Origin of the sequence: Nitrosomonas sp. sh817, assembly GCF_030908545.1 — a bacterium.
Taxonomy (GTDB): Bacteria; Pseudomonadota; Gammaproteobacteria; order Burkholderiales; family Nitrosomonadaceae; genus Nitrosomonas.
The window spans coordinates 1,342,895-1,366,314 of the sequence record NZ_CP133083.1 but is presented as its reverse complement, the minus strand read 5'-3'; the positions used below and the strand labels follow the sequence as shown (position 1 = coordinate 1,366,314).

21 protein-coding genes and 1 riboswitch are annotated in these 23,420 nt (G+C 47.3%); of the genes, 5 read left to right on the top strand and 16 right to left on the bottom strand.

Going from position 1 to position 23,420, the window contains the following annotated elements; all coding sequences use genetic code 11:
• Nucleotide 1 precedes the first annotated feature (1 nt).
• Nucleotides 2-1,195, bottom strand: a complete 1,194-nt coding sequence (locus RBH92_RS06470) for a tyrosine-type recombinase/integrase (protein WP_307933779.1) — start codon at nucleotides 1,193-1,195, stop codon at nucleotides 2-4.
• 223 nt (nucleotides 1,196-1,418) lie between these two features.
• On the opposite strand from RBH92_RS06470, the gene RBH92_RS06465 reads away from it, so the two are divergent.
• A complete protein-coding gene (locus RBH92_RS06465) occupies nucleotides 1,419-1,799 on the top strand; it encodes a rhodanese-like domain-containing protein (protein WP_307933778.1) in 381 nt (126 codons plus the stop codon).
• A 74-nt stretch (nucleotides 1,800-1,873) separates the two neighbouring features.
• Here RBH92_RS06465 and RBH92_RS06460 read toward each other — a convergent pair whose 3' ends face one another.
• From RBH92_RS06460 to RBH92_RS06435, 6 genes are all read right to left on the bottom strand, one after another.
• Entirely contained in the window at nucleotides 1,874-3,397 is a 1,524-nt protein-coding gene (locus tag RBH92_RS06460) for an APC family permease (protein ID WP_307933777.1), read from the bottom strand.
• A gap of 241 nt (nucleotides 3,398-3,638) precedes the next feature.
• Nucleotides 3,639-4,901: a methane monooxygenase/ammonia monooxygenase subunit B gene (locus tag RBH92_RS06455; protein ID WP_307932431.1), complete on the bottom strand. Its 1,263-nt coding sequence runs from the start codon at nucleotides 4,899-4,901 to the stop codon at nucleotides 3,639-3,641.
• Nucleotides 4,901-5,725: a methane monooxygenase/ammonia monooxygenase subunit A gene (locus RBH92_RS06450; RefSeq protein ID WP_307932432.1), complete on the bottom strand. Its 825-nt coding sequence runs from the start codon at nucleotides 5,723-5,725 to the stop codon at nucleotides 4,901-4,903. Before RBH92_RS06450 ends, RBH92_RS06455 begins: the two co-directional genes overlap by 1 nt.
• 164 nt (nucleotides 5,726-5,889) lie before the next feature.
• Nucleotides 5,890-6,699, bottom strand: a complete 810-nt coding sequence (locus RBH92_RS06445; protein ID WP_307932433.1) for a methane monooxygenase/ammonia monooxygenase subunit C — start codon at nucleotides 6,697-6,699, stop codon at nucleotides 5,890-5,892.
• Nucleotides 6,700-7,037: 338 nt separating this feature from the next.
• Nucleotides 7,038-8,264, bottom strand: a complete 1,227-nt coding sequence (locus RBH92_RS06440; RefSeq protein WP_307933776.1) for a BaiN/RdsA family NAD(P)/FAD-dependent oxidoreductase — start codon at nucleotides 8,262-8,264, stop codon at nucleotides 7,038-7,040.
• A 47-nt stretch (nucleotides 8,265-8,311) separates the two neighbouring features.
• Nucleotides 8,312-8,500 (bottom strand): twin transmembrane helix small protein, encoded by a 189-nt coding sequence (locus RBH92_RS06435; RefSeq protein WP_292923402.1) that lies wholly within the window; start codon nucleotides 8,498-8,500, stop codon nucleotides 8,312-8,314.
• Between the two features lie 156 nt (nucleotides 8,501-8,656).
• On the opposite strand from RBH92_RS06435, the gene miaA reads away from it, so the two are divergent.
• Together miaA and RBH92_RS06425 are read left to right on the top strand one after the other, a co-directional pair.
• Nucleotides 8,657-9,631 (top strand): tRNA (adenosine(37)-N6)-dimethylallyltransferase MiaA, encoded by a 975-nt coding sequence (gene miaA, locus RBH92_RS06430; protein WP_307933936.1) that lies wholly within the window; start codon nucleotides 8,657-8,659, stop codon nucleotides 9,629-9,631.
• A 166-nt stretch (nucleotides 9,632-9,797) separates the two neighbouring features.
• A complete protein-coding gene (locus tag RBH92_RS06425) occupies nucleotides 9,798-10,133 on the top strand; it encodes a BON domain-containing protein (protein ID WP_292923401.1) in 336 nt (111 codons plus the stop codon).
• A gap of 53 nt (nucleotides 10,134-10,186) precedes the next feature.
• On the opposite strand, the gene dapD is transcribed toward RBH92_RS06425, so the two are convergent.
• From dapD to ppx, 3 genes are all read right to left on the bottom strand, one after another.
• Nucleotides 10,187-11,008, bottom strand: a complete 822-nt coding sequence (gene dapD / locus RBH92_RS06420; RefSeq protein WP_292923400.1) for a 2,3,4,5-tetrahydropyridine-2,6-dicarboxylate N-succinyltransferase — start codon at nucleotides 11,006-11,008, stop codon at nucleotides 10,187-10,189.
• A 31-nt stretch (nucleotides 11,009-11,039) separates the two neighbouring features.
• On the bottom strand, nucleotides 11,040-12,236 hold the full coding sequence (gene dapC / locus RBH92_RS06415) for a succinyldiaminopimelate transaminase (RefSeq protein ID WP_307933775.1): 1,197 nt from the start codon (nucleotides 12,234-12,236) through the stop codon (nucleotides 11,040-11,042).
• 122 nt (nucleotides 12,237-12,358) lie between these two features.
• Nucleotides 12,359-13,843: an exopolyphosphatase gene (gene ppx / locus RBH92_RS06410; protein ID WP_307933774.1), complete on the bottom strand. Its 1,485-nt coding sequence runs from the start codon at nucleotides 13,841-13,843 to the stop codon at nucleotides 12,359-12,361.
• Nucleotides 13,844-13,902: 59 nt separating this feature from the next.
• Between ppx and sixA the strand changes: the two genes are divergently transcribed.
• Entirely contained in the window at nucleotides 13,903-14,430 is a 528-nt protein-coding gene (gene sixA, locus RBH92_RS06405) for a phosphohistidine phosphatase SixA (protein ID WP_307933773.1), read from the top strand.
• A 31-nt stretch (nucleotides 14,431-14,461) separates the two neighbouring features.
• On the opposite strand, the gene RBH92_RS06400 is transcribed toward sixA, so the two are convergent.
• The 3 genes from RBH92_RS06400 to RBH92_RS06390 form a co-directional block, all read right to left on the bottom strand.
• A complete protein-coding gene (locus tag RBH92_RS06400) occupies nucleotides 14,462-14,899 on the bottom strand; it encodes a helix-hairpin-helix domain-containing protein (RefSeq protein ID WP_307933772.1) in 438 nt (145 codons plus the stop codon).
• A gap of 173 nt (nucleotides 14,900-15,072) precedes the next feature.
• A complete protein-coding gene (locus tag RBH92_RS06395) occupies nucleotides 15,073-16,911 on the bottom strand; it encodes an AMP-dependent synthetase/ligase (protein WP_307933771.1) in 1,839 nt (612 codons plus the stop codon).
• A 132-nt stretch (nucleotides 16,912-17,043) separates the two neighbouring features.
• On the bottom strand, nucleotides 17,044-19,467 hold the full coding sequence (locus RBH92_RS06390; protein ID WP_307933770.1) for an acyl-CoA dehydrogenase: 2,424 nt from the start codon (nucleotides 19,465-19,467) through the stop codon (nucleotides 17,044-17,046).
• Between the two features lie 35 nt (nucleotides 19,468-19,502).
• On the opposite strand from RBH92_RS06390, the gene RBH92_RS06385 reads away from it, so the two are divergent.
• Nucleotides 19,503-19,811: a hypothetical protein gene (locus RBH92_RS06385; protein ID WP_307933769.1), complete on the top strand. Its 309-nt coding sequence runs from the start codon at nucleotides 19,503-19,505 to the stop codon at nucleotides 19,809-19,811.
• On the opposite strand, the gene RBH92_RS06380 is transcribed toward RBH92_RS06385, so the two are convergent.
• From RBH92_RS06380 to tnpA, 3 genes are all read right to left on the bottom strand, one after another.
• Nucleotides 19,799-20,998, bottom strand: a complete 1,200-nt coding sequence (locus tag RBH92_RS06380; RefSeq protein WP_307933768.1) for a porin — start codon at nucleotides 20,996-20,998, stop codon at nucleotides 19,799-19,801. The genes RBH92_RS06385 and RBH92_RS06380 overlap by 13 nt on opposite strands.
• Nucleotides 20,999-21,550: 552 nt before the next feature.
• On the bottom strand, nucleotides 21,551-22,345 hold the full coding sequence (locus RBH92_RS06375; RefSeq protein ID WP_307933767.1) for an FxDxF family PEP-CTERM protein: 795 nt from the start codon (nucleotides 22,343-22,345) through the stop codon (nucleotides 21,551-21,553).
• A 272-nt stretch (nucleotides 22,346-22,617) separates the two neighbouring features.
• The gene (gene tnpA / locus RBH92_RS06370; RefSeq protein ID WP_307931618.1) at nucleotides 22,618-23,049 is read right to left on the bottom strand and encodes an IS200/IS605 family transposase; all 432 of its coding nucleotides are present in this window, start codon (nucleotides 23,047-23,049) and stop codon (nucleotides 22,618-22,620) included.
• 198 nt (nucleotides 23,050-23,247) lie between these two features.
• Nucleotides 23,248-23,327, top strand: a riboswitch (cyclic di-GMP riboswitch).
• Nucleotides 23,328-23,420: the final 93 nt, after the last annotated feature.

The window sequence follows — 23,420 nt, the reverse complement described above, 5'->3', positions numbered from 1 at the left end:
ATTAACCTTTCTTTAGCTTCACTACCTCTGCATTATCCTTTAATCCCGCAGCTGTTAACATCGCGCTAGTTGCCTTATTGACTGAATCTCTTACCGGGTCAAGATCGAGTCGGGCATAAATAGCGGTTGTGTTCTGGCTCTTATGATTGAGTGATTTTCCGATAATCGCTAATGATGCGCCGGTTTTGGCTTGCCAGCTTCCCAGCGTTCGCCTTAGATCATGAATGCGTAGGTTGTCTATTCCTGCACGCTCTAGGATTCGTTTCCAGCCCTTTTTTGGCTCCATTAGATGCCCAGTCATGCCACTTCCAGGAAAAACAAATACAGCATCATCCGATGGTTTTCTGTTCTGTAATATCTCTATGGCTTCGGGTGACAGTGCTACTGTTTGCGGTGTTCCGTTTTTTGTCATGGGAATACGCCATTCCGCCCGCTCTAAGCTGATGTCCTGCCAGCGCATAGATAAAACATTACTACGCCTTGCACCGGTTAACAGGCTAATCAGTATGTAATCCCTAATCGTTGAATTGGGTTCTTTTGCGAGTGATTCAAAGAATCTTGGCAGTTCATCGGATTGCAGGAAACGGTCACGCTGATTTTCCTTGTTTGATTTAATCCCGATAACTGGATTCGATTCACATAATCCTACTGTGATTGCCCATCCAAAAACGCTGGAAAGCAATGCTTTTACTCGATTTGCAGTGGGCGCATATCCCGCTTTTGTGATGCTGCTATGTATCTGTGCAATACTTTTACGGTCAATGGTTGATAGCTTTTTTTTGCCTAATGGCTTTTCAAGGTACAGCCTGAATTGTGCCTGATCTTCTGCCCATGTTTTTTTCTTTGGCTTGGAGTGACGTTCCATATAATCGCCAAATAAATCAGAGAAAGTTAATTCTGCTTTATGACCGCGTTTGACCTCGGCGGGGTTTTTGCCTTCTGCAATATCGGAGGCTATTCTTACGGCTTCCCGTCTTGCCTGTTCTACGGTCATGTCAGGATAACGGCCAAGCGTTATACGCTCAGGATCACCACGTTTGATACGCCTGTATACGCTAAAGGTTTTTACGCCAGTGGAAGTGATGCGAAGCTGCAAGCCGGAAGTTTTTATATCGTGATAGGTGCTGCGCTTGCCAGATTCAGGTATAGGCAATGCGTCAATAGCTGCCTTGGTGAAATTGATTCTATTTTCCATATTAACCTCACTGGGGTTACACCGGGGTTACAGTGTAAGTGAAATACGGTTAATTTCTATGTAACCCCGTTAATGTGACATTAATCATAACATATTGTTATATATATTTACATTAATATTAATTAATCAGTAGGTATATATGGGCTTTAGTATTCGTAATCAGTAGGTCGGAGGTTCGACTCCTCTCAACAGCACCAATCATTTAATACTACCAAGATCATAAATGCATCACAATCCAGGATTCTTAAAGCTAGTAGAGCAAGTAAAGGAGCGGATTAAAGAATGCACAGCGGAAGAAGTGCAAGTCCGCATCGCTCAGGGAGAAAAATTTTATTTCATTGACGTCCGCGAAGATCATGAATATTGGATTGACCATGCGGCCGGTGCACGTCACCTCGGGAAAGGAATACTTGAACGAGACATCGAATCGGTTGTTCCCGATAGAAATGTATCGATAGTTTTGTATTGCGGTGGTGGTTATCGTTCCGTATTAGCGGCGGATGCATTACAGCAAATGGGTTATCGAAATGTTGCATCGATGAAAGGCGGCATTAAAGCATGGCGTGATGCTGCTTTTCCACTTGAAAAAGACAAAGCAATCTAACCAGCGATTAGGCTCTCTTCACTTTCACACGTTGGTTAATAGTTCAAGCGTCACAGCAGCTTCGTCATTCCTGACTACTGCTGAACTCTGTTATCCTCGGCATCTGGGACCATGTGGGCTCTTTCCAATGGCAATGTTTCCCCCCGGAAGAAACGAGGCTCAAAAAGATTCCATAAAATCATTAATGGGACGCCGCATAGCAGCGTCGCGACCCCTATCAAAAATACAGCCCCAACTCCACCAATCGATCCACTTGAACCATAGGTTGGATCCATCATATTCCATGCTTGCAACACACTGACCACAAACAATATAACAACTGCAGTTGCAGGAAGAATAATTTGCGATAAAGCAGTACTCCAATGATTAAATGCAGTACGATGAAAATACAACACACAAGATAGCGCAGCGACAATATAGTAGGTGCACACAGCAATACTAACACTCTGGATTGTGTCTTTAACAACCGATTCACTGATTGCAGTTAAAACGATATATATAACAAGTGTCATTGCGCCGATCGTCCATGTTGCAAACTTTGGTGTCCTGGTAGTCGCATTAATTGAAGAAAACCGTTGAGGAAGCGCGCGATAAGTGGCCATTGCCAGCGCCGCCCGCGCTGCCGGCATTATGGTCGATATTGTTGCAGAGAAAGCCGATAGTGCAATGATAATCGCGGCAATGAGAGCGCCATGAGAGCCGATTATCTGCATCGCAAGCATTGTCAGTATTGAATCTATATTGTCTTTGAAAGTCAGACTGGAAGCATCGCCACTATCAACCCCCGCATAAGCCAGTGCAGCAATAGAGAAAATTACATAAGTCATTACTGTAATTGCCATAGCAATGATACCGCTTCTGCCGGCTTGTTCCGCGCTGCCTTGGGTTTCTTCAGACATTGCCAATGCAGCATCGAATCCCCAAAAAATGAATAACGCGACTAGAAATCCATTCAAAAAAGTATCAAATGAAGGAATTGCAAATGGATTAAACCAATCGAGAGAAAGTGGTTCGGCAGTAACGGCAGCATTACCCTGGGATATCTGTAAAAAAAGAACAGCTGCCAATGCAATCAGTCCGCCATATTGCGTAATGGTCAATATCATGGTAGTTCGTGCAGATTCTTCGACACCCAATGCAGTCAAGTAAGTTGAGCTCACGATAAATAATATTGCGACACCGGAGCGAAGCCATAGCGATGGCTCTGTCATATCTAAAATAATCACTATGGAATTGACAATTATTTGAGTTGCAGCAACCCCAGCCAAAATACTTGCAAGTAGTAGAGACCAACCGCCAAACCAGCCAAAACGCGGCCCAATCGCCTTGGAGCCCCAAGTAAATACTGTACCTGAATCTGGTGCGGAAGAAGTGAGATGTTTATAGGATAGCGCAACAAAGAACATGGGTATTACTGACAATATGAATATGATCGGCAATTGATAGCCAATTTCAGAAGCACCGTGTCCCAGCGCTCCCGTGAGCGAATAGGCAGGAGCTGTAGCCGCCAAACCGATTGTCACGGCTGCCGAATTAGAAACGGCTCCCTTTCTCAAACCTTTGGTCTTTAAGCCGTGCATTTTTGTATCTTCGTGCATTATTGCGATTTTTTGATTGCGGATTACGGTTAGACAAGAAAATTTGACGAATCAGAAGAAAATTAGAGATATAAAACTTGCATTCACAAGCACTATAACCATGTTAATTTTGAAATAATCCAGTAAGTTATCATATGGACGACATGACGTAAACTCGGTTGATTGCATTGCGATATAAAAAAAAACCGGTACACCGGCTGTCTTGCGACAGTGGTGTACCGGTGTTCAGACTCGCTCTATCTTATAGCTTGGTAAAGACTGGAATTACTGCGCCAGCAATACTGTTAATATAACGATTGCCTTCGTCATCCCATGTCATCAACAAACCACCAAAGCGGCTTTCCGGGTCACCCAACAGCGCCATCAAACGTTGTACTTCCCACAACGCGTCTTTGGCTTCCATCTTAACTTCCCGGGTTTCTCCTGGTTCAATCCCTCTTTCATCTTCCATCGTCAAACCAGTCGCTACCAGTTCGCGTGGATAGTCAGGATCCAGATATTTGCGTCCCAAGTCGTTTACAAAACGGACACCCGCTGTCGTGAACTCGCCAATGTTAACTGCCGAGTCACCGTTGTTGGTGATTTCCATCGTTACACGCAGAGCACGTCCAGGTACGTCGTAGTTAGCATGCGTTACCTTGATCGCAACCGGATTCGGTGCAATCGGCATCGGTTCTACTTTCGATTCACCCGCTTGAATCGGTACTGTGTATGGATGGACGCTTTCGGTATAACGATAGCCGCCCCATACTAGTGCACAGGTCAGGATCGCTACTGCCATGCCTACTTTGCGATCCATTGGATCCAGCAGCAGTTCATCACCGTATGCTAATAGTACACGGCTACGCGGCAGGAACATCGGACGTGCTACATAGTAGCCAATCCAGAAGCAGCCTAAGCCTAACCATACCAAGTGCCAGAACACGCCATTACTGAAGTTAAATGTCTCCAGATCAATGGTTTTGCCTGTCAAAGTGGTTACCGGGTTGGTGAAGTCATCCCAGTTGCCTGAGATGTTCATCCACGATGCCGGTCCTGCGATCGGGCCCGCTTCTTTGACGTTTACCATCGCATGCATGTGATGGCGTCCTGGAATCCTTGCTTTCAGTCTGACTTCAAATTCATAGTCACGGCCAATTTGCAACGGTCCAGAAATAAACGTCGGTTCGCCATTCAATTTGGTGCTTAAACGTACAAACACCGGGCTCGGGCTACCTACGTTGAAGAATGCGCGTTCCGGCTTGCCTACCGCACGTGGCCAGTCTTCCGCCAAGTGAAATTTACCGGTAATCGTTGCAATGTCGTTCACTTTGGTGACTTTCGGTTGCCATTTCAGGTCGTACCATTGAATCGTACGCATACGAAGGAACGGTTCTTGCGAACGTTCACCGTGCGCCGCCGCTGTCTGAACATCTACTGTCAGTGTCAGTGCCAGTGAGGCCGCTCCTATTGCCGCTCCATACAGGCCTAATACGCCCAGCTTAAATATGCTTCTTATATTCATTATCTAATCCCCTGTGCAAAGCCTTTTTCACCAAATGCGGTTACGTCGTTCTTCATAGAGATGCGTCCTCTTTCTCCTTTAACATAGAAGAATGCGGTGCAGTAGATCTTGCCAAAGTACCACCATACGCAGTACATCAACATCGATACAAACGCTGAGAAGAATGCCGCAATAACCGTGGTGTGACCACCAAAGGTACGCAGTGAGCCTTGTTCAATCAGGCGTACATATTCCGGTGTACCGGTACGTACATATAAGAAGCCTGTGTAGTCAGCTACTGATAACAGTACGCCTTCTACTACCAGCGGTAAGTGGGTCGGTCCAAAAATCGGCCAGTTGCCAGGATAGAAGAATAATCCCCAGAATCCACCACCCAACAGTGCCGTGATCAGCCAGTTACCGGTCAGCAGCAATATGGTATCCAGCATCAATGCGCCAGGTATCATCGTTGATGGCAGTACAAAATTCAACGGGTAGTGTGACCACCAGTAGAATCCCCAGTAACGGGTCAGCCATTCTCCGACTAACAGGCATACGATACACAGTGTCGCACCGTAGGATAAACGGTAGTTTACCCACAGGTAATATTGCAGTGCCGCGCAATACATAACGCCTACGATCGGTGTTACTACCGGCCACCATTGACGGTCTTTCCAGTCAAGCCAGAAATCCCAGTCACCTGCCAACAGCATGAAGTGCATGTGGAATGTTCCTACCAACAAGATGCACAGGATCGGAAAATATACCGCGTCGATATATCTGGACATCCTGATCGCTTCTGGCGGCATCTTTGCCGCTGCTAAAATTTCGTCTGTTCTACTCACTAGACCCTCCCTTCTTCATTTCGTGTGATATTAAATATGAAAACTCGACGATTCCCTTTACTTCCTTTTACATCGCCTGCCTTAGCCCGTTTTCATCTTTTCTCTTCGTTACTTAATTTCTTCTGTCACACCTGGCTTGCAGGTGTGACATTCTTACTCAGAAATTAAGGAACAATTCTGTTGTTCAGAATTTCGCGGCTTGCACCGTTCCAGGTTACGTCAGTCAGGTTTGAGTAACGGGTGACGATTTGTGCTGCAATACCGCCCGAGAACAAGCCTGCCCAGCCCAGAATTACAAAGCCCCAGTGCAATGGCGCGCTAAACAGTTCTTCCATGAACCAGAATGCATGACCCCATTCGTTCAAACCAACGTTCGGCAGAATCATCAATGGGCCTGCAATCGCCATTACCAGCGGGAATGATGTGCCGCGGCTGTACAGTGGCAGACGGGTCATCGCGTACAGGTAGGATGCTACACCACATACGATGTACATCGGGAATGAGCCGTAGAACACTACCACGTGACTTGGCGTGAAGCTGGTGTCACGAATAATTACTTGGTGCCAGCTTGCATCTTGTTCGGTGAAGAAGCTGCCGCCCCAGTAAACACCAAACAAGTAAACACCCAGCCACATCATCCAGTAGAAATAACGTTTGATTTCCAATTTGGTGTCCAGGTTGTCCAATTGCTCTTTGGTGTCACGGGTCTTCAGTATCCAGCCCCAGGTTACCAATGCAAACAAAGGCATCAGGGTCATGTGTACCCGCCACAGTCCCATCCATACTTTGTCAAATTCCGGTTCCATCGAGTCCATTCCGTGTGAATACGCAAATGTCCTTTGGTACCAGATCCAGAATATCGCTACCAGCAGCATGGTGCCCATGCCCAGTTTGTAGTACTTCGAGTCGTACCACAGCGACATGTCATAGCTCGCGCTCGACGCGCTACTCGTTGTGCCATACGTTGTTGCCATCTTTCTACCTCCTATCTGTTAATCAAAACTACTTCTCTTTTCTTCTACTGCTTCTAATACTAATTAATTAGTACTGCTTAAAATTTCGGCAGCTAAATTAAACTCTACTTCCCCTCTAATTTAGCTACGCCTCTCAGGCTAGTCGACCTTGGGGTCCAAAGTCAAGTCATTTGTCATAAAATTACCCCCTCATCATCAAGGATTTCCCACAAATATATCCATTTTCCCCTTTCTACACAATAGAATATCTAATGCCATAAGCGATCTGATCTCAGCGTGTACTGCTACCGCTCAACCACAAAATAGCACTCACTAAACCTTAAAACCAGCAGGAAAACTCAGACAAATTGACCCGCCGCATAACCGGATGACCAAGCCCAGTGAAAATTATATCCCCCTAAGTGTCCCGTAACATCAACCACTTCACCAATAAAGTACAATCCAGGCACACGTTTGCATTCCATTGTTTTTGAAGATAACTCACAAGTATCAATACCGCCAGCCGTAACTTCTGCTTTTTTGTAACCAACTGTTCCAATTGGTATAATCGACCATTTGTGAAGCTTTTCGATGATGCACTGCAATTCTCTGTCTCGATATTCACTCAACGAACGTGAAGAAATTAACATGTCAGGAAAAAATTTTGAACACCAAATTTTGACAAAACGTTTGGGGAGATAACACGCTAAAAAATTAGGTAAAGTGGTAGAGAGTTTGCGAAATTCGGAAAATGATTGTTGCAAATCCTGATCAGGCAATAGATTCACGTGAAGTGTCCGACCTGGGCGCCAATAGGAAGATATCTGTAGAATAGCCGGACCACTTAAACCACGATGCGTGAATAAAATATTTTCACGAAAAGACGCACAATCGCAACTGACTTCAGCATCAATGCTCATGCCTGATATATTTTTAAATTCTGCAAAATCCCCATCTGCAAAAATTAATCCTACCAATGCGGGTCGTAAAGAAATAACAGGAATACCAAATTGTTCAGCAATTTTGTAACCAAAGGCACTTGCACCAATCTGCGGTATTGACAAACCACCTGTCGCAACAACAAGCGAATCGGTCTCAATGCAGCTCGTTTCCGTTGTAATACTGAACTTACGATCGACATGATCCTGCTCATTTTGGGTAGCAAGATACGCTATCTTCTGTACTTTTGACGGCATTTGCCAATCAACACCGGCAGAATCGCACTCAATTTTCAATAAATCGATAATTTGTTGCGAGCTGCCATCACAAAACAACTGCCCTAATTTTTTTTCATGATAACGGATCCCGTGTTTCTTGATCAGGGCAATGAAATCTTGCGGTGTATAGCGTGCCAGTGCTGAGCGGCAAAAATCCGGATTGCTGGAAATATAGTTTTCCGGTTTAACATAACGGTTTGTGAAGTTGCAGTGCCCGCCGCCCGATATGCGGATTTTTTCGCCAATTTTGCGGGCATGATCCATCAACAATACACGGCGCCCGCGCTTGCCAGCTTCGATCGCGCACATCATTCCGGCGGCACCCGCTCCAATGATCACGACATCTTTGAAAAGCTTCTGTAACCCCATTCAGTTGCGGAATGCGCTGGATTGAATTGAAAAAGTAAAACTGCTTTTTACTCGTCCAGCATTTCCAACCGGGTTGATATCATCATTACAATAAAAAGAAAAAGTGACAATCCGATACGGATACTTAGCGACCGGACCATGCGAGTCGAATGCCCCTGATCCTTAAACATGTAATATAGCGCTGAACCCAGATTATAAATTATGATTACAAATAAAGTAATGGCGAAGATTTTCAATGGTAATTCCCATAACAGTTAATTTAATTTGAAGTTTAGCCGAGTTTCGCTGATTGTCCAATGGCTATTTCATTATACAATTCGTATTATCTTTAGCGCTTCGGCAAATGATTGGACAACACTAACTCTAAATTTATTCCTAAGCGAATATCAACAATGCTCCCATCAGAAAATTTCCCACCGGTGATTTTTTTGCTAGGCCCTACTGCAAGCGGGAAAAGTCAAATAGCCTTGGATATTGCTGAAAATTTTCCGGTCGAAATTATCAGTGTTGATTCCGCGCAAGTATATCGATACATGGATATCGGAACGGCAAAACCTGAACCAGAAACGTTAGTCAGAACTCCCCATCATCTCATCAATCTCATCGATCCGGATCAAAGTTATTCTGCTGCGAAATTTCGACAAGATGCTTTGAAGATCATGAATGAGATCTGTCAACGCAATAAGATTCCTTTACTCGTCGGTGGAACCATGCTTTATTTCCGTGCACTGCAAGATGGTCTTTCAGTTTTGCCGCCGGCAAATAAAGAACTTCGTCAAGGCTTGGAAGAAATGGCCAAAAAAGTTGGCTGGCCTGTCATGCATCACAAACTCTCTGAAATCGACAAAGAAACTGCAATACGAATCAAACCAACGGACAGCCAGCGAATTCAACGCGCACTTGAAGTTTGTTATCTGACTAAACAGCCCATGTCGAGCATTTTACAATCCCGCCATCAAGCAGATTTCCCGTTTCAAGTGATCCGCATTGCTCTCCTTCCTAGTGATCGTAGCGAATTGCACCAAAGAATAGCCAAGCGTTTTGAAACAATGCTGAATCGCGGATTGATTGATGAAGTTCAACTGATCCGGCAACAATTTCCGGATTTGAATATCGAGTCCCCGTCAATGCGCTGCGTCGGTTATCGCCAAGCTTGTCTTTATTTGGATAATGTTATTGACAACAAAGCGTTATTGGATATGGGAATCGCTGCTACTCGCCAGTTGGCTAAGCGTCAACTGACTTGGTTAAGAAACATGAGAACCACGGACAAGCTATTTGAATTCGATTGTTTGGAAACTAATCTAACAATTAAAATCAACAATTTATTGAATTCCACCATTCCGGCTCATCTGAGCCTGACTTAAAAGTTGTGTTGGAGGAAAAATAAATATGTCTGCTTGTCGGTTAATGAGCGGAAGAGTTATGATTTGGCACAAGCTGCACAAAACTCAATCAATAAACAATAGAAATTGTAAATTTATCTTTAAACTACTAATCACAAACATTAAAATTACAAAGGGAAGAATTATCATGTATAACAAACATCAACTATTGATATTCACTCTTATACTCTTCAGTACGATGGTACTGAGCGGTTGTGAGAATTATGCGGAAAAAACCCACCCATCATGGGTTGCGCCACCGGCAGGCGCTGTTTTTGATGACTCGACCATTTATGCGCGCATCTCGCAAGCGGTGCAAACAGACCCTGATTTACGCGGAATCAATATCGATATCAAAGTTAAAGACGGTAACGTGATTTTATCTGGAACCGCTGCCAATGAGAATCAAGTCACCCGCATCAACATGCACGCGTGGATCGCGGATGGTGTGAAGAAAGTCGACAATCAAATTTCAATTCGATAACTGCTACTAAGAATCCCCTTCCGGGGATTCTTAGTCTCTCGCGCGAAATTCGATTATATCCCGCGCAATAATTCATTAATTCCTGTTTTTGAACGAGTTTTAGCATCAACCTGCTTGACGATCACCGCACAATATAAACTATACTTGCCGTTTTCTGCGGGCAAGTTGCCCGACACGACAACCGAACCCGGCGGTATGCGTCCGTATAAAACTTCTCCGGTCTCGCGGTTATAAATTTTAGTGCTTTGACCAATATACACGCCCATTGAAATCACCGAGTTTTCGCCGACAATGACACCTTCCACAATCTCAGAACGCGCACCGATAAAGCAGTTATCTTCGATAATCGTCGGATTGGCCTGAACCGGTTCGAGCACACCACCGATGCCAACACCGCCGGATAAGTGCACATTCTTGCCGATTTGCGCGCACGAACCGACCGTTGCCCAAGTATCGACCATGGTGCCTTCATCGACATATGCGCCAATATTGACGTAAGATGGCATCAGTACAACATTGCTAGCGATGAAAGCGCCTTTTCTTACCGCAGCGGGCGGCACAACGCGAAAACCGCCATCACGGAAATCTCTGGAACTATAATCTGCAAACTTGGAAGGCACTTTATCGTAATAATTCGAAAAACCGCCTTTAATAAAACTATTATCCTCAATCCGGAATGACAACAAGACCGCTTTCTTGATCCACTGATGTGTCACCCAGTTATCTGCGATTTTTTCCGCCACGCGAAGTTTTCCGTTATCCAGCATCGACAACACTTGCGCAATCGCCTCCTTTAAACTGGCATCGACATTGCGCGGCGTAATCTCAGCCCGGCGATCAAAAGCTTCTTCAATGATGGTTTGCAATTCACTCATATCATTCCTTAGTTGTTTAAATTCAGGCCATTTAAGCCAAACGTGTCAATAAATCCTTGATCCGGCCCATTGCTTCCGCGCATTCCTGCGGTGAAGCGACCAGTGCAATCCGCACATAATTTTTACCCGGGTTCGTGTCATGCGCATCGCGTGCAAGATAGCTACCGGGTAACACCGTCACATTATAATCGCGATAAAGCCGCTTGGTGAATTCGGTATCGCTGACCGGCGTTTTAAGCCACAAATAAAAACCGGCATCCGGTTTCTGCACATTCGCCGCAGCCGATAATAACGAAATTGCGGTTGAAAATTTTTCAGCATATAAACGCCGATTCTCCATCACATGCGTTTCATCACGCCAAGCCGCTGCACTAGCGGCTTGCACAGCCGGGTTCATTGCGCTGCCGTGGTAAGTTCGATACAACAAAAATTTCGCCAACAGTCCGGCATCACCCGCGGCAAAACCGGATCGCAGGCCCGGTACATTAGAACGCTTCGACAAGCTGTTAAACACGACAAGCCGCGGAAAACCCTTGCGTCCCAATCGATTGGCGGCGTCCAATGCACCCAGTGGCGGGTTCGTTTCGTCAAAATATATTTCCGAATAACATTCATCTGCGGCCACCACAAATCCATATTGATCCGACAGCGCAAAAACTTTTTGCCATTCATCCAGCGTCATCACACTTCCGGTCGGATTATTGGGAGAACACACGTACATGAGCTGAGTTCTCGACCATACATCAGCACTCAATTGTGAAAAATCGAGTTGATAGTGATTCTCCGGCAGAGTATTAAGAAAATGTGGCGTAGCGCCTGCAAGATATGCAGCGCCTTCGTAGATTTGATAAAACGGATTCGGACAGACCACGACCGGGCGAACATCATCGGTGTTGATGACTGCTTGCGCAAAGGAAAATAACGCTTCGCGGCTGCCATTGACAGGAATGATCTCAGTATCCGGATTGATTTCCGTCAAGTTGAAGCGCCGCTTTATCCATTCCGCTATGGTATTTCGAAGCGCGAATACCCCCAATGTGGATGGATAGACCGACAATCCATCCATACTATCGGCCAAAGCACGGCATATGAAATCCGGTGTTGGGTGCTTGGGTTCGCCAATTTGCAATTCAACCGGGGTGAGTTTGGTATTCCGGGTTACTCCATCCAGCAGCTGGCGCAATTTCTGGAAAGGATACGGTTGCAATAAATTTAGTTTTGGATTCATTCCGCAGGAAAGGGTAATAGTTTGGGAAAAACTGCTATCGATCGGCTTGGGTAAATGGATTCGGGAGTGAATTATAAACGGTTATCGCGTGATGACCAATCGATTGCAGTGCTGATCGATTCTTAGTCAAATACTAATTTGAAATCCGCAATCTGCAAGAAAACTTGTTCAGTTGACAAATCAACCAAGGTGAGCGGATGCTGATCAAGCCACCTGGATGGAAAACGCAATATGACGTTGTTACCATCCACGTTAATATGAATATCCGGCAAACTGACATTGGACCGGCTCCGGTGCAAGACCACCGCGAGACGCAACAAGATACAGAGCCTTACCAAAGCGACACGCATTGCAGGAGGAATCGGCTCAAATTCCTCCTGCGGAAATTTGCGCCGATGGCTGCGAACCAGCATAGCCAACTTCATTTGCTCTTGATGGGAAAAACCGGCCAGATCGGAATTGGCTGTTAGATATGCGCCATGCCGGTGGTATTGATTGTGCGCGACAGAAAGCCCGATCTCGTGAATCAACGCGCCCCACGACAACAATTTTAAATCTGCTTTTTTATCCAGTTTCCAATCATCGCTGACTTGAATAAAAAAATTCTCAGCAGTTTCTTTTATCCGCTGAGCTTGCTCCATATCGACACCGTAACGCTGAGCGACTGCTAAAACGGTTTTATCCCGGATATCTTCGTCATGCACACGGCCAATCAAATCGTATAGCAAACCTTCACGTAAGGCGCCTTCCGAGATGTCCATCTTGTCCAGTTTCAAGGCTTCAAAAATACCGGCCAATATTGCTATACCACTTGCAAATACCGGTTTTCTGCGATCCGACAAACCGGTGAAATCGATCGCCGCACTGTCGCCAATCGCAATCAAACTTTCCATCAAGTGCGTCAATCCAGCCGCTGTAATACCTGTGTTACACCAGCCTTGCGCTCGCAATACTTCACCGATGGAAATGATCGTGCCGGATGAACCCAATGCATAATCCCAGCCCATCTTCTTGTAGGCGGATTCCAGCGATTCCAGTTCCTGCATCGCAAACAATATGGCCTTGCGCATCCGTTTTGCCTTGATCTTACCGTCCGCAAAAAAGCGCTGACCCACGTTCACGCAGCCCATATACAGACTTTCGGTATAGAATGTATCGAACCCCCGGCCGATGATCAATTCCGTACTGCCGCCGCCAATATCGATTACTAATCGTTTATGTGTTTCATCATACAAGCTGTGCGCGACCCCCGAGTAAATCAGTCGCGCTTCTTCACGTCCCGCGATGATCTCAATCGGATGACCCAACGCCGCATGGGCTTTTGTCAAAAATTCGGCGCCGTTCCTTGCTTGACGCAGGGTATTGGTCCCCACGGCACGGACATTCAAATGCGGGACTTGGCGGATGCGTTGACCGAAACGTTGCAAACACTCCAGCGCCTGCTGCATGGATTCCTTCGACAATTCCTGCCGGTCGTTTAACCCCGCTGCCAATCTGACCATTTCCTTCATTCGATCAATAACCTGCAACTGACCGTCGATAAGATTAGCAACGATCATATGAAAACTGTTGGAACCTAAATCAATAGCTGCGTAGGATTCATCCATGACAAGTGTTTTCTCAATACCGATAAAAAGATTGATTAAAGCTTAACATCTGCAAACAAATGAAAAGTAGATTGATTTTGATGCGCCACGCCAAATCGGATTGGACTGGTGAACATTGTACGGATTTTGACCGTCCTTTAACCGCGCGCGGGCAAAAAGCCGCCAATAAAATGGGAATATGGTTAAAACAGCAATCCTATGACTTCGACCGGATCGTTTGCTCACCCGCGGTGCGAGCCCGGCAAACCTGTCAGCATGTTCTGAAAAAATTACACTTCTCTCATTCCCGGGTAATTTGGGAGCCTGCTATCTACGAAGCTTCTCTGAAAACCTTGATTACCTTGATTGACCGTCATAGCCAGAATGTCCGGACGCTGCTTATGATAGGACACAACCCCGGGCTTGACCAATTGCTTTGCCATCTTTCGATCGACCCGCCTGCCGTCAATCAAAGCGGTAAACTTTTAACCACGGCCGCAATCGCAGTTCTTGAATACGATCATGGCGGTATTACTACTAAACCCCATCAAGCACGGTTACGATACTTCATCAGGCCCAAAGAATTAAATTTCAGCAATATTCATTAACGGTTGAATAATTCACGCATCTCGCCGGACATCAGGATTTGCTCTTGTTTTTACCTTTCTTTTTACGATCTTTTTTGTTCTTCACTTTTTTATCTTTATCTTTTGCTTTTGTGTTTTTCTTACCGTCTTTTTTCTTTTCCTTCTTTGCTTTCTTTTCTTTTACTTTTGGTTGCTCAGGTTCATTCATCACTATGGATTTGCCAGCGGCGCTCGCCTTAGGGATTGCCGTTGCGGCGGAAGTTTTTATCTGACCGCTTTTTGCAGCCGCCAGCCTGGGTTTCTTGCCTTTCAAACAATCCGCAGCCGCTTGCTTAACCGCTCGAGCTCGCGTGCCACCGCCAAATCCCGGAATCTTTTGTAACGCTACCAATGTGATAGCCGCCAGCGCTGCGACTGTCTCAATTTGGTGATCCGACAGCAATTTTGCGGTTGCCGGACCGATACCGGCGACATCGGTTAATTTCTCCATGACAGACTCCTTGTTTGCATGAAAACATTCATCGAGCGCTCACTCCGGTGTTTCCGCGCCTCCTTGATGCGTATTCCGTATCGTCAGGCTTAGCGGGTCAAAACTTTCTAATGCTGAGAAGCAATTAATTGATTTCCGATATGTTTGGCACGGAAAAAAGGACCGGCACCCTGCTAATGCCCGGCATATAATCGATCAATCGCGGTCTTATGCTTCTCAAAAACTTTTCCACGTTTCAGTTTGAGTGTCGGTGTCAGCAATCCATTTTCCACACTCCAGGGTTCATCGATGACCGCCACCCGCCGGATCTTGGCATACCCTGGAAATTCGCTGGTTTGCAGCGCAATCCGCTCCAGCAGAATTGCTTCCAGTTGCTGTCTTTGCTGATCACCGGTCAAATTCCCATCCAAACCGTGTTGCGCGATAAAATCCTGCCATCGGGTTCTATTTAAAACAGCCAGAATGCTTAAATAAGAACGCGCCTCCCCGATCAGCATGACTTGCTCAAATACCGGATCCCGCAAAATCGCCGCTTCCATGTCGGCCGGCGGCACTTTCTCGCCAGTCGATAATACAATGATTTCTTTCAAACGCCCGGTAATGGTGACATGCCCTTGCTCATCAATCGATGCGATATCCCCTGAGTTCAGCCAGCCATCGGAAGATATGACCGCCTTTGTAGCTTCCGGATTATTCCAATATCCCAGCATCACATTCGGTCCGTGAATCAGCAATGCATTGTTTTCACCCAGCCTGACTTTCACACCGGGAATCGGCAATCCGACACTTGATGGCACATTATCATCCAGTCTGTTTGCGCAAACGACCGGACTGCTTTCGGTCATGCCGTATCCTTGCAGAATCGGCAATCCAAGTCCGATAAAAACGCGTGAAACTTGCGGAGGTAACGCAGCGCCGCCACTCATCGCAAACCGCAAGCGGCCACCGAGTTTATTCAATACCTTATCGGCCACCACTTTCTTCAGCAGCGGCCACAGACAATGCGATGCGCGCCAATGCCCCCTTCCTTGCCGGTATTCGAACCGGCTATAGCCAACATCCACAGCAAAGTTAAACAACCATCTCGCCAAGCCGGAGCCTTCCGCAAGTTTGACATGAATACCCGAAAACACGCGTTCATAGATGCGCGGCACAGAAATCAGCAAGGTCGGGCGAATCGACAATAAATCTTCCTGTAATTGGGGTATCGACCGCGCATAGGCAATGACCGCACCCGCCATCATTGGCACATAATAGCCCGATGTGCGCTCAAACGTATGCGACAGCGGCAAAAAAGAAAGCAGCAAATCATCCGGCAGTACCGGTATTACCTGCAAACAACCTAAGGCATTCGACAAGATATTGTGATGGCTGAGCATCACGCCCTTAGGCCGGCCGGATGTTCCGGAAGTGTAAATAATCGTCGCAAGTGCGTGCGGATCGGCAGGGATATGTTTAACAGCGCTGGCTTGCACCGCTAACCAATCCTTCGCGGCAATCACGCGAACCTTATCGCATGGATTGACACAATCCGGTTCAAGCGGACGGAGAATAATCACTCGCTGCAATCCCGTAATTTCGTGCTGGATGGTTAAAAATTGCTGCCATTGATGGGCATTTTCCAGCAACAAAACTTTAACATCCGCATCATTGATCACATACGCCGCATTCTCAACGCGGTCATCGGTATACAGCGGAATAACCACCAAACCAAGACCTAGTGCGGCTTGTTCGAACATCACCCATTCCGGGGAATTCTTCATCATAACAGCCACACGATCGCCGGGAACCAGCAATTCTTTCTCCAGAGCGGCTTGCCAGCGCGCTACGAATTGATTCATCTGCACCCAGGTATAGTCCGTCCACTCTTCGCTGATCGCGTTGAAATACCGGTAAGCCGGTTTATCCGGAGTGCGCTGCACGCGTTCATTAAAAAGACCATCCAGGGTTTTGGCTTTTTCTATCGGAATAATATCGATCATTCCGTCGTGCTCTTGTTGCGATGCATTCATTTCATAAAACCTCGGGCAACGGATTAGAAATATTTACAGCACTCCGGGATTACTTGTTGTCGTTGAAACAATTCAATGCTTCCCTTGTTCTTCGGCAACCGGAGATTCAGTCGCCTGCTTAATGTTTTCAGATTAATCAGTAGCTTCAGAATTTCTGTCACTTTCATGCGATGCCGCGCGTTTGCCGCCAACCGGGTCATTCTGGGTACTGCGAAGCGTGTGATCTCCACCTGAACCGGTTTTTGTTTCCACACCCAGATCGGGAGAAAAATCATCCACTTTCACAACCCGGTTGCGCAATTCGTTCAGCTTATTCAGAAGCGCCGCTTCCTCCGCAGTAATAATATGTTGCTGCAAAGCTTGCGCAATCTGCTGGCTGCCATATTCGGTCACTTTATGTGATTTAACCGCCTGACGCAATTTGGTTTCAATGGCGCCGCATTCGATCACGCACTGTAAGGCTTGCTCCAGATCAGCCAACGGTTCGTGTTCCGCTACCGGCAGATAGATGCCGGACGTTAGCCGGTCACGCACCGCACCCGGCTCCATCATGAGCTTCGCTACTTCATGCGTTAGCGCATCAGTTGGCGGTTTACAACGTTTACCCAACGGAAACATCAATCCCCGTAACACCCAACCAACAACCGTCGGCACCGGGAAATTGGTCAGAAACTCATCCAATGCTTGCTGCAAGCGATAAAGCGCATCCTGCATCGACCAATGCAGCAATGGCAGATCCGCACCCGGGCGATAATCATCTTCAAATCGCTTTAGAGTTGCCGAGCACAAATACAGCATACTCAGAATGTCCCCCAAGCGGGCGGATAACCGCTCTCTGCGTTTCAGCGACCCTCCCAGCCACATCAATCCGATATCGGCGATACAAGCAAAACTGGCGGAGAATCGCGCCAATTGACGATAATAATCAGCCGTCTCCGGCGCGCAATTGTCCGGCGCATTGGTCTTGATGTACTTGCCGGCAAGTGCGTATGCAATACTATTGCCGATATTTCTGAGGGTAAAGCGGGCATGACCGACCAATGCCTCGTCGAAGGCCAGTATGGCACGGTCGAGATTATTGTCATGCGCGGCATTCACTTCTTTTAGCAGATACGGATGGCATCGAATCGCGCCTTGACCGAAAATAATCATATTGCGCGTCAGAATGTTGGCGCCTTCAACCGTAATACTCACCGGAATTTGCTGATAGGTCCGTCCGAGATAGTTGCGCGGACCGATACAAATTCCCTTGCCGCCGTGAATATCCATCGCATCGTTAATCGCCTGACGGCCGCGCTCGGTCAAATGATACTTAACGATCGCCGATACCACCGATGGCTTTTCGCCCAAATCGACAGCGCCAGCGGTCATGACACGAGCTGCATCCATCATGTAGGTATTACCGCCAATACGCGCCAAGGCTTCTTCGATACCTTCAAAATACCCGATTGGAACTTTGAACTGCGTGCGCACCCTGCTATAAGCGCCGCTGGTGCGGGCTGCCAGTTTTGCAGCCCCTACACTGGTCGCCGGCAATGAAATCGAGCGGCCTGCAGCAAGACAGTTCATCAGCATTTTCCAACCCTGACCAACGCCCTCTGGTCCGCCGATAATCCAATCCATCGGAATGAACACCTCTTTGCCCCAGTTCGGGCCGTTCTGAAATGCGCCATTCAATGGATAGTGCCGGCGTCCGATATGAACGCCCGGTGTGCGGGTCGGAATTAATGCCAGCGTGATCCCTAAATCCTCTTCGCCGCCAAGCAGCCGGTCCGGATCATACAATTTGAAAGCCAGTCCCAAAATGGTTGCGACCGGACCTAACGTGATATAACGTTTTTCCCAGGTAACCCGCATGCCGAGCACATCGGGTCTGCCCTCGAATTCGCTGCGGCAGACGATCGCAAAATCCGGCATCGACCCGGCATCCGATCCGGCATGCGGAGAGGTCAACGCAAAGCAAGGCACTTCCAAACCCTTGGCCAGCCGCGGCAAATAATATTGTTTCTGTTCATCGGTCCCGTAATGCAATAGCAATTCAGCCGGTCCCAACGAATTCGGCACCATCACGGTAACTGCCGCTGTACCGCTGCGAGAGCCGATTTTCATCACGACTTCCGAATGCGCCAACGCGGAAAAACCATAACCGCCGTACTGCTTGGGAATGATCAACCCGAAAAAGCCTTGATCCTTGATAAACTGCCATACTTCCGGCGGCAAATCCTTCAGATCGTGAGTAATCTTCCATTCATCCAGCATCGCGCATAACTCTTCCACCGGACCATCCAGAAACGCTTGCTCTTCCGCAGTCAGTTGCGGTTTCGGATAAGCCAGCATTTTTTTCCAATCCGGTTTACCGCTGAATAAATCCCCCTCCCACCAAACCGTCCCGGCATCCAAAGCCTCCTGTTCGGTTTGCGAAATCTGCGGTAACATTTTCCGGAAAACCTTCAATAGCTGACCGGTCACGAAAAAACGGCGGATCGGAGGAATTCCCAAAATCAGACCGGCGGTTACAACGAGAAACAAGAAGACATAGAAGAGAAACAGGAGCATGATGATTTTCCCCGTAGTAAGAGAAGTCCAATCAAATGAAAAATTTGGCCTTCCAGTTGCGTAAACCCGGATCCGGATTGGATCCAGCTTCTGCTAAAAAACTTGCAGTTTCAAATTTACATGATATTCGTTTAAACCCCTACTTTAAAGCTGAAGTTTCTCCAGCCGGTTGTTGTCAAATTCAGACACCTTATTCGTTGCTATCCCAATATGCGGGATATAACTTTCTTGACCCAAGCAGTATATTCTTTAACCAGGCAAAAAAAATTCAGTTAGTAAACTTAAAAAAAGCGCCTTACGGCGCCTTTTTATTTTTACGAATCAGCCTGCTTCAAAAATTATGACGCATACCGGCGGACCAGATATTCATATCTCTGAAGAAATCGGACGCGCCACTACCGACCATCACTCGTTGGTAGCCACCGAATAAGCTCGAACGGCTGCTCAAATTGTGGATCATTCCCACCGTAAACTGGCTTGTTTCACGCTTTCCCGACAAGGCGGTTGCGTGCGCGTGCGACATACCGCCTTGCGCAATAAAGCTGGTATTGCCCCAGTCGTATTGCCCGCCCGCAAACCATAAGTTACCGTCGCCGCCCATATTCATGGCGGAATTACATTGTCCGCGCGAATCCAGCGAACCGGTTGCAGGGTCGCCCAATGCCGCCTGATTGGTACAAGTTGCGGCACCAACCGCATTGTTGATATTTTCATATTGACCGTTCAATTTGAAGTTTTGCCAGCTCCATGACGCGCCGCCGCGCCATACGTGTTCGTTATTTGTCAGTCCTTGGGAAATTCTTTGACGGGTGCTGACATTATCCCGTGAATAACCGCCAAATACCCCGAAGTAGTGGCCTTGCACGCTGGTATCGTACTTGCCGGCAACTTGGAAATCCCATTCGCCGTCTTCACCGCCGGAGTTGGTTTGGCTGCCAGGAAAACCACCGCTTGGCGCGATAAAATTTGCCGGATCCAGCCGATTGGAGTCACCCGGCATCAACAATCCGGCAAAGCTGAAGCCGTCGACTTTCGGAGAATCATAGCGGATCGCGCTGTTTACAAAACCCATCGCACCGGCCCCCAATCCATTGGCTGAAGCCGTCATGGTGCCGCCGCTACCGGCTGCTTGCAAGGTCGTATAGGCAAACGGATCAATGGTCATGCCACCGGCAAAATCTTTGAACGGCGATTGCACCCGGCCAAATTTGACTTCACCCCACTGATCGCCCGCGAGCGCTACCCAGCGTTCACGCGCGCCACCAAGATTGCCCGCGCCGGTATTGAAACCATATTCGGCGCGCGCTTTGACTTTAAAACCGCTGCCCAGATTTTCGGTCACATGCGCACCCATTTTCGAGCGGCCGGTGTCGTCGCCGATCAGCGCCTGACTGCTTTGGCCATCGCGATTCACGGTGGCATACTCCGCTTGCAAGCTGCCAAACAGAGTCAGATTTGTTCCTTGCGCTATCGCAACCACCGGCGCTGCAAAGACACCGGCCATCGCTAACGCCATCATTTTTTTCTTCATTCTGATATTCCCCAATAATTCAATGAGATTCATGCTTCGCTGTTTGAGACGAAACGGAATCACTCAGTCACAGAAACACTGAAATGCCGCAGCTCTATTGCACCGCTCACACTTCAATGGTGTGCATCTTTCGTCATTTGGATTTCCCGGTCGGAGAAATCCGGGCTGATTGTGCCTAACGGCTTAAGATTCTGCAAGAATGATCGGAAAGGTTGGCCGGAAAAATCGTCGCCGCGAGCTTTGAAAATCGCAGTATCGATATCAATAAAAAACAATGGAGGCTTTTACGAACGGGAATCTTCTTCAAAAAATGCAAAAAGCCTCGTATCGCGCCCGGGAGGTAAATCGAACACGATGCAAGGCCAATTTCTCATGCATCACAACTTGTGGAAATACTGAACCGTAGATGCAAGCACTATGTTTCTTCAAGCAGCATGCAAAACACATTTTTTCGCTGATGCGGCGTATCGCCGTAATTCTGTCCGATTTACATCGTATGCATCGGACTGTTCGGTATTTCCCGCAGCTCTTTTCAAATCAAATGCGTTGGTTTCAAGCTGGCCGGCGGCGGCTGACGCTAAAGCCGATCAAGCCTAAACCGGCCAGCAGCATCGCGTAGGTTTCAGGTTCCGGAACGACTGCAACCATACCTTCGATACCTAGCGCAGTGAACGGTGCTGAGGAATTTAAATAATCCGTGCCGCCGACAAAAATCGAATAATCACCCGCCGTCAAATGAAAGACTTTCGATACCATGTGATCGGCCAAGCCATCGGCACCGGGAATCACACCGGTGCCGTAGTCGATGCCAAGGCCGTCATAAGCATGGCCTACGTAGGTAAACACACTGGCCGGATCATTGTTGTCGTTGGTAATGCTCCAATCGGTCAACGCGCGGAATGAACCTTCGGTCAACCCGACACCGCCGACCGCATCGCGGATTGCAATCGATCCTACCGCAAAGTCATGATCGGCCGCGAACGGCGCCACATGCGCCAATCCTTTGTAGAGGCTGAAGCCGGGCATGATGCCGGCGATGACAGAGGCACCAGTCGGCGTAACATAAGCTTGTTCTTTAAAAGAGATTTTGACATCGGCATCATTTTCCAGCGTAAAGCGGAAAGCGCGTGTGCGATGAGAATCACCCCAATCGGCATCGGTGCCATCGATCCAGCCGTGCCAGCCTGAAGCCGCTTGATTGGTGATGGTACTCGACGCAGCCGCCGTGCCGGTGAAAGACCCGAAATCACGGCCGCCGTAACCAATATGCGCCATCGCAGGCACCGAAGTCAGGCCAACCGCTAATAATGTGAATTTCAATGTTTTGTTGATTAATTTATTTTTCATAACAGACCCTAAAAAACTAACTTGAATCTCTAAAAACGCGGAAAATTTCTCTTATCCCCGCACCGAACGTTGGCCAACGCGCCGGCAGTATTTATCAAAGTTTTTAGAGGGTCAATGCGGTAAATTGTCGCACTTCTTCGCACCGACACCCTCGAGCGTCTCTACCTCATCGCAAACAAATATAGTTAAAATACTAAACAACCACCGGCTAAAGCCGGTGGGTTTGAGTTACGGACTGAAAGTCCGGATACGCGTCGACTAAACGACGCGTCTTATTCCGGCTCCATTTTAAAATTGTCGTTTGGATTTGGCTCAAAATGATGCTCCAAGTATTGTTTGATCATCTCTTCTGTCATCTGACCTACTGTCACGCAGAAATACCCTCGCGCCCAAAAATGCCTTCCCCAGTACCGCTTCTTCAAGTGAGGAAATTCTTCAAACAGATAGCTCGATGTTCGTCCTTTTAGCCGCCTCATGATCTCACTCGGAGCCATCTCCGGCGGACAACTCACCAGAATATGCACATGATCCTTACTTACTACACCCTGTACAATTCTCATTTCAAATGCTTCACACGTCTGACGAACCAACTCTCGTACTCGTTCTGCTACTTCTCCCTTCAGAATCTTATATCTATACTTCGTTACCCATACAAAATGATATTCAATCTGATAAACCGTATGACTTCCATATCTATAATCCATGCCACACCTCCTGTGTGGCATATTCTCGCAGCTAAAGCTGACCGGCTGAAGCCGGTGGTTTTAACCTTATGATGGACAATAAATTAGAAAAACAGTTCTAATCAGAAAATGTGTTTTGCGATTCACAGAGGTGCGACAATTTGCCGCGCGACAATTTGTCGCATTGTTTTTTTCCGGATTTCAAAGACAATAAAGGGATTCAAGAATAGCCACCCTTGCCGCAAGGCAAGTCCGGAAAACCGCAGGGTCTTTGCAATGAAGATAGCCTGGTTGCCTCCTCTGAATGACGGGGAGTTTCTGAAAACCGGCGCATGCATGATCATGCGCCATACCCAGAACGTCATTCAAAAAAAGAGGCGCCGTCAATTGGC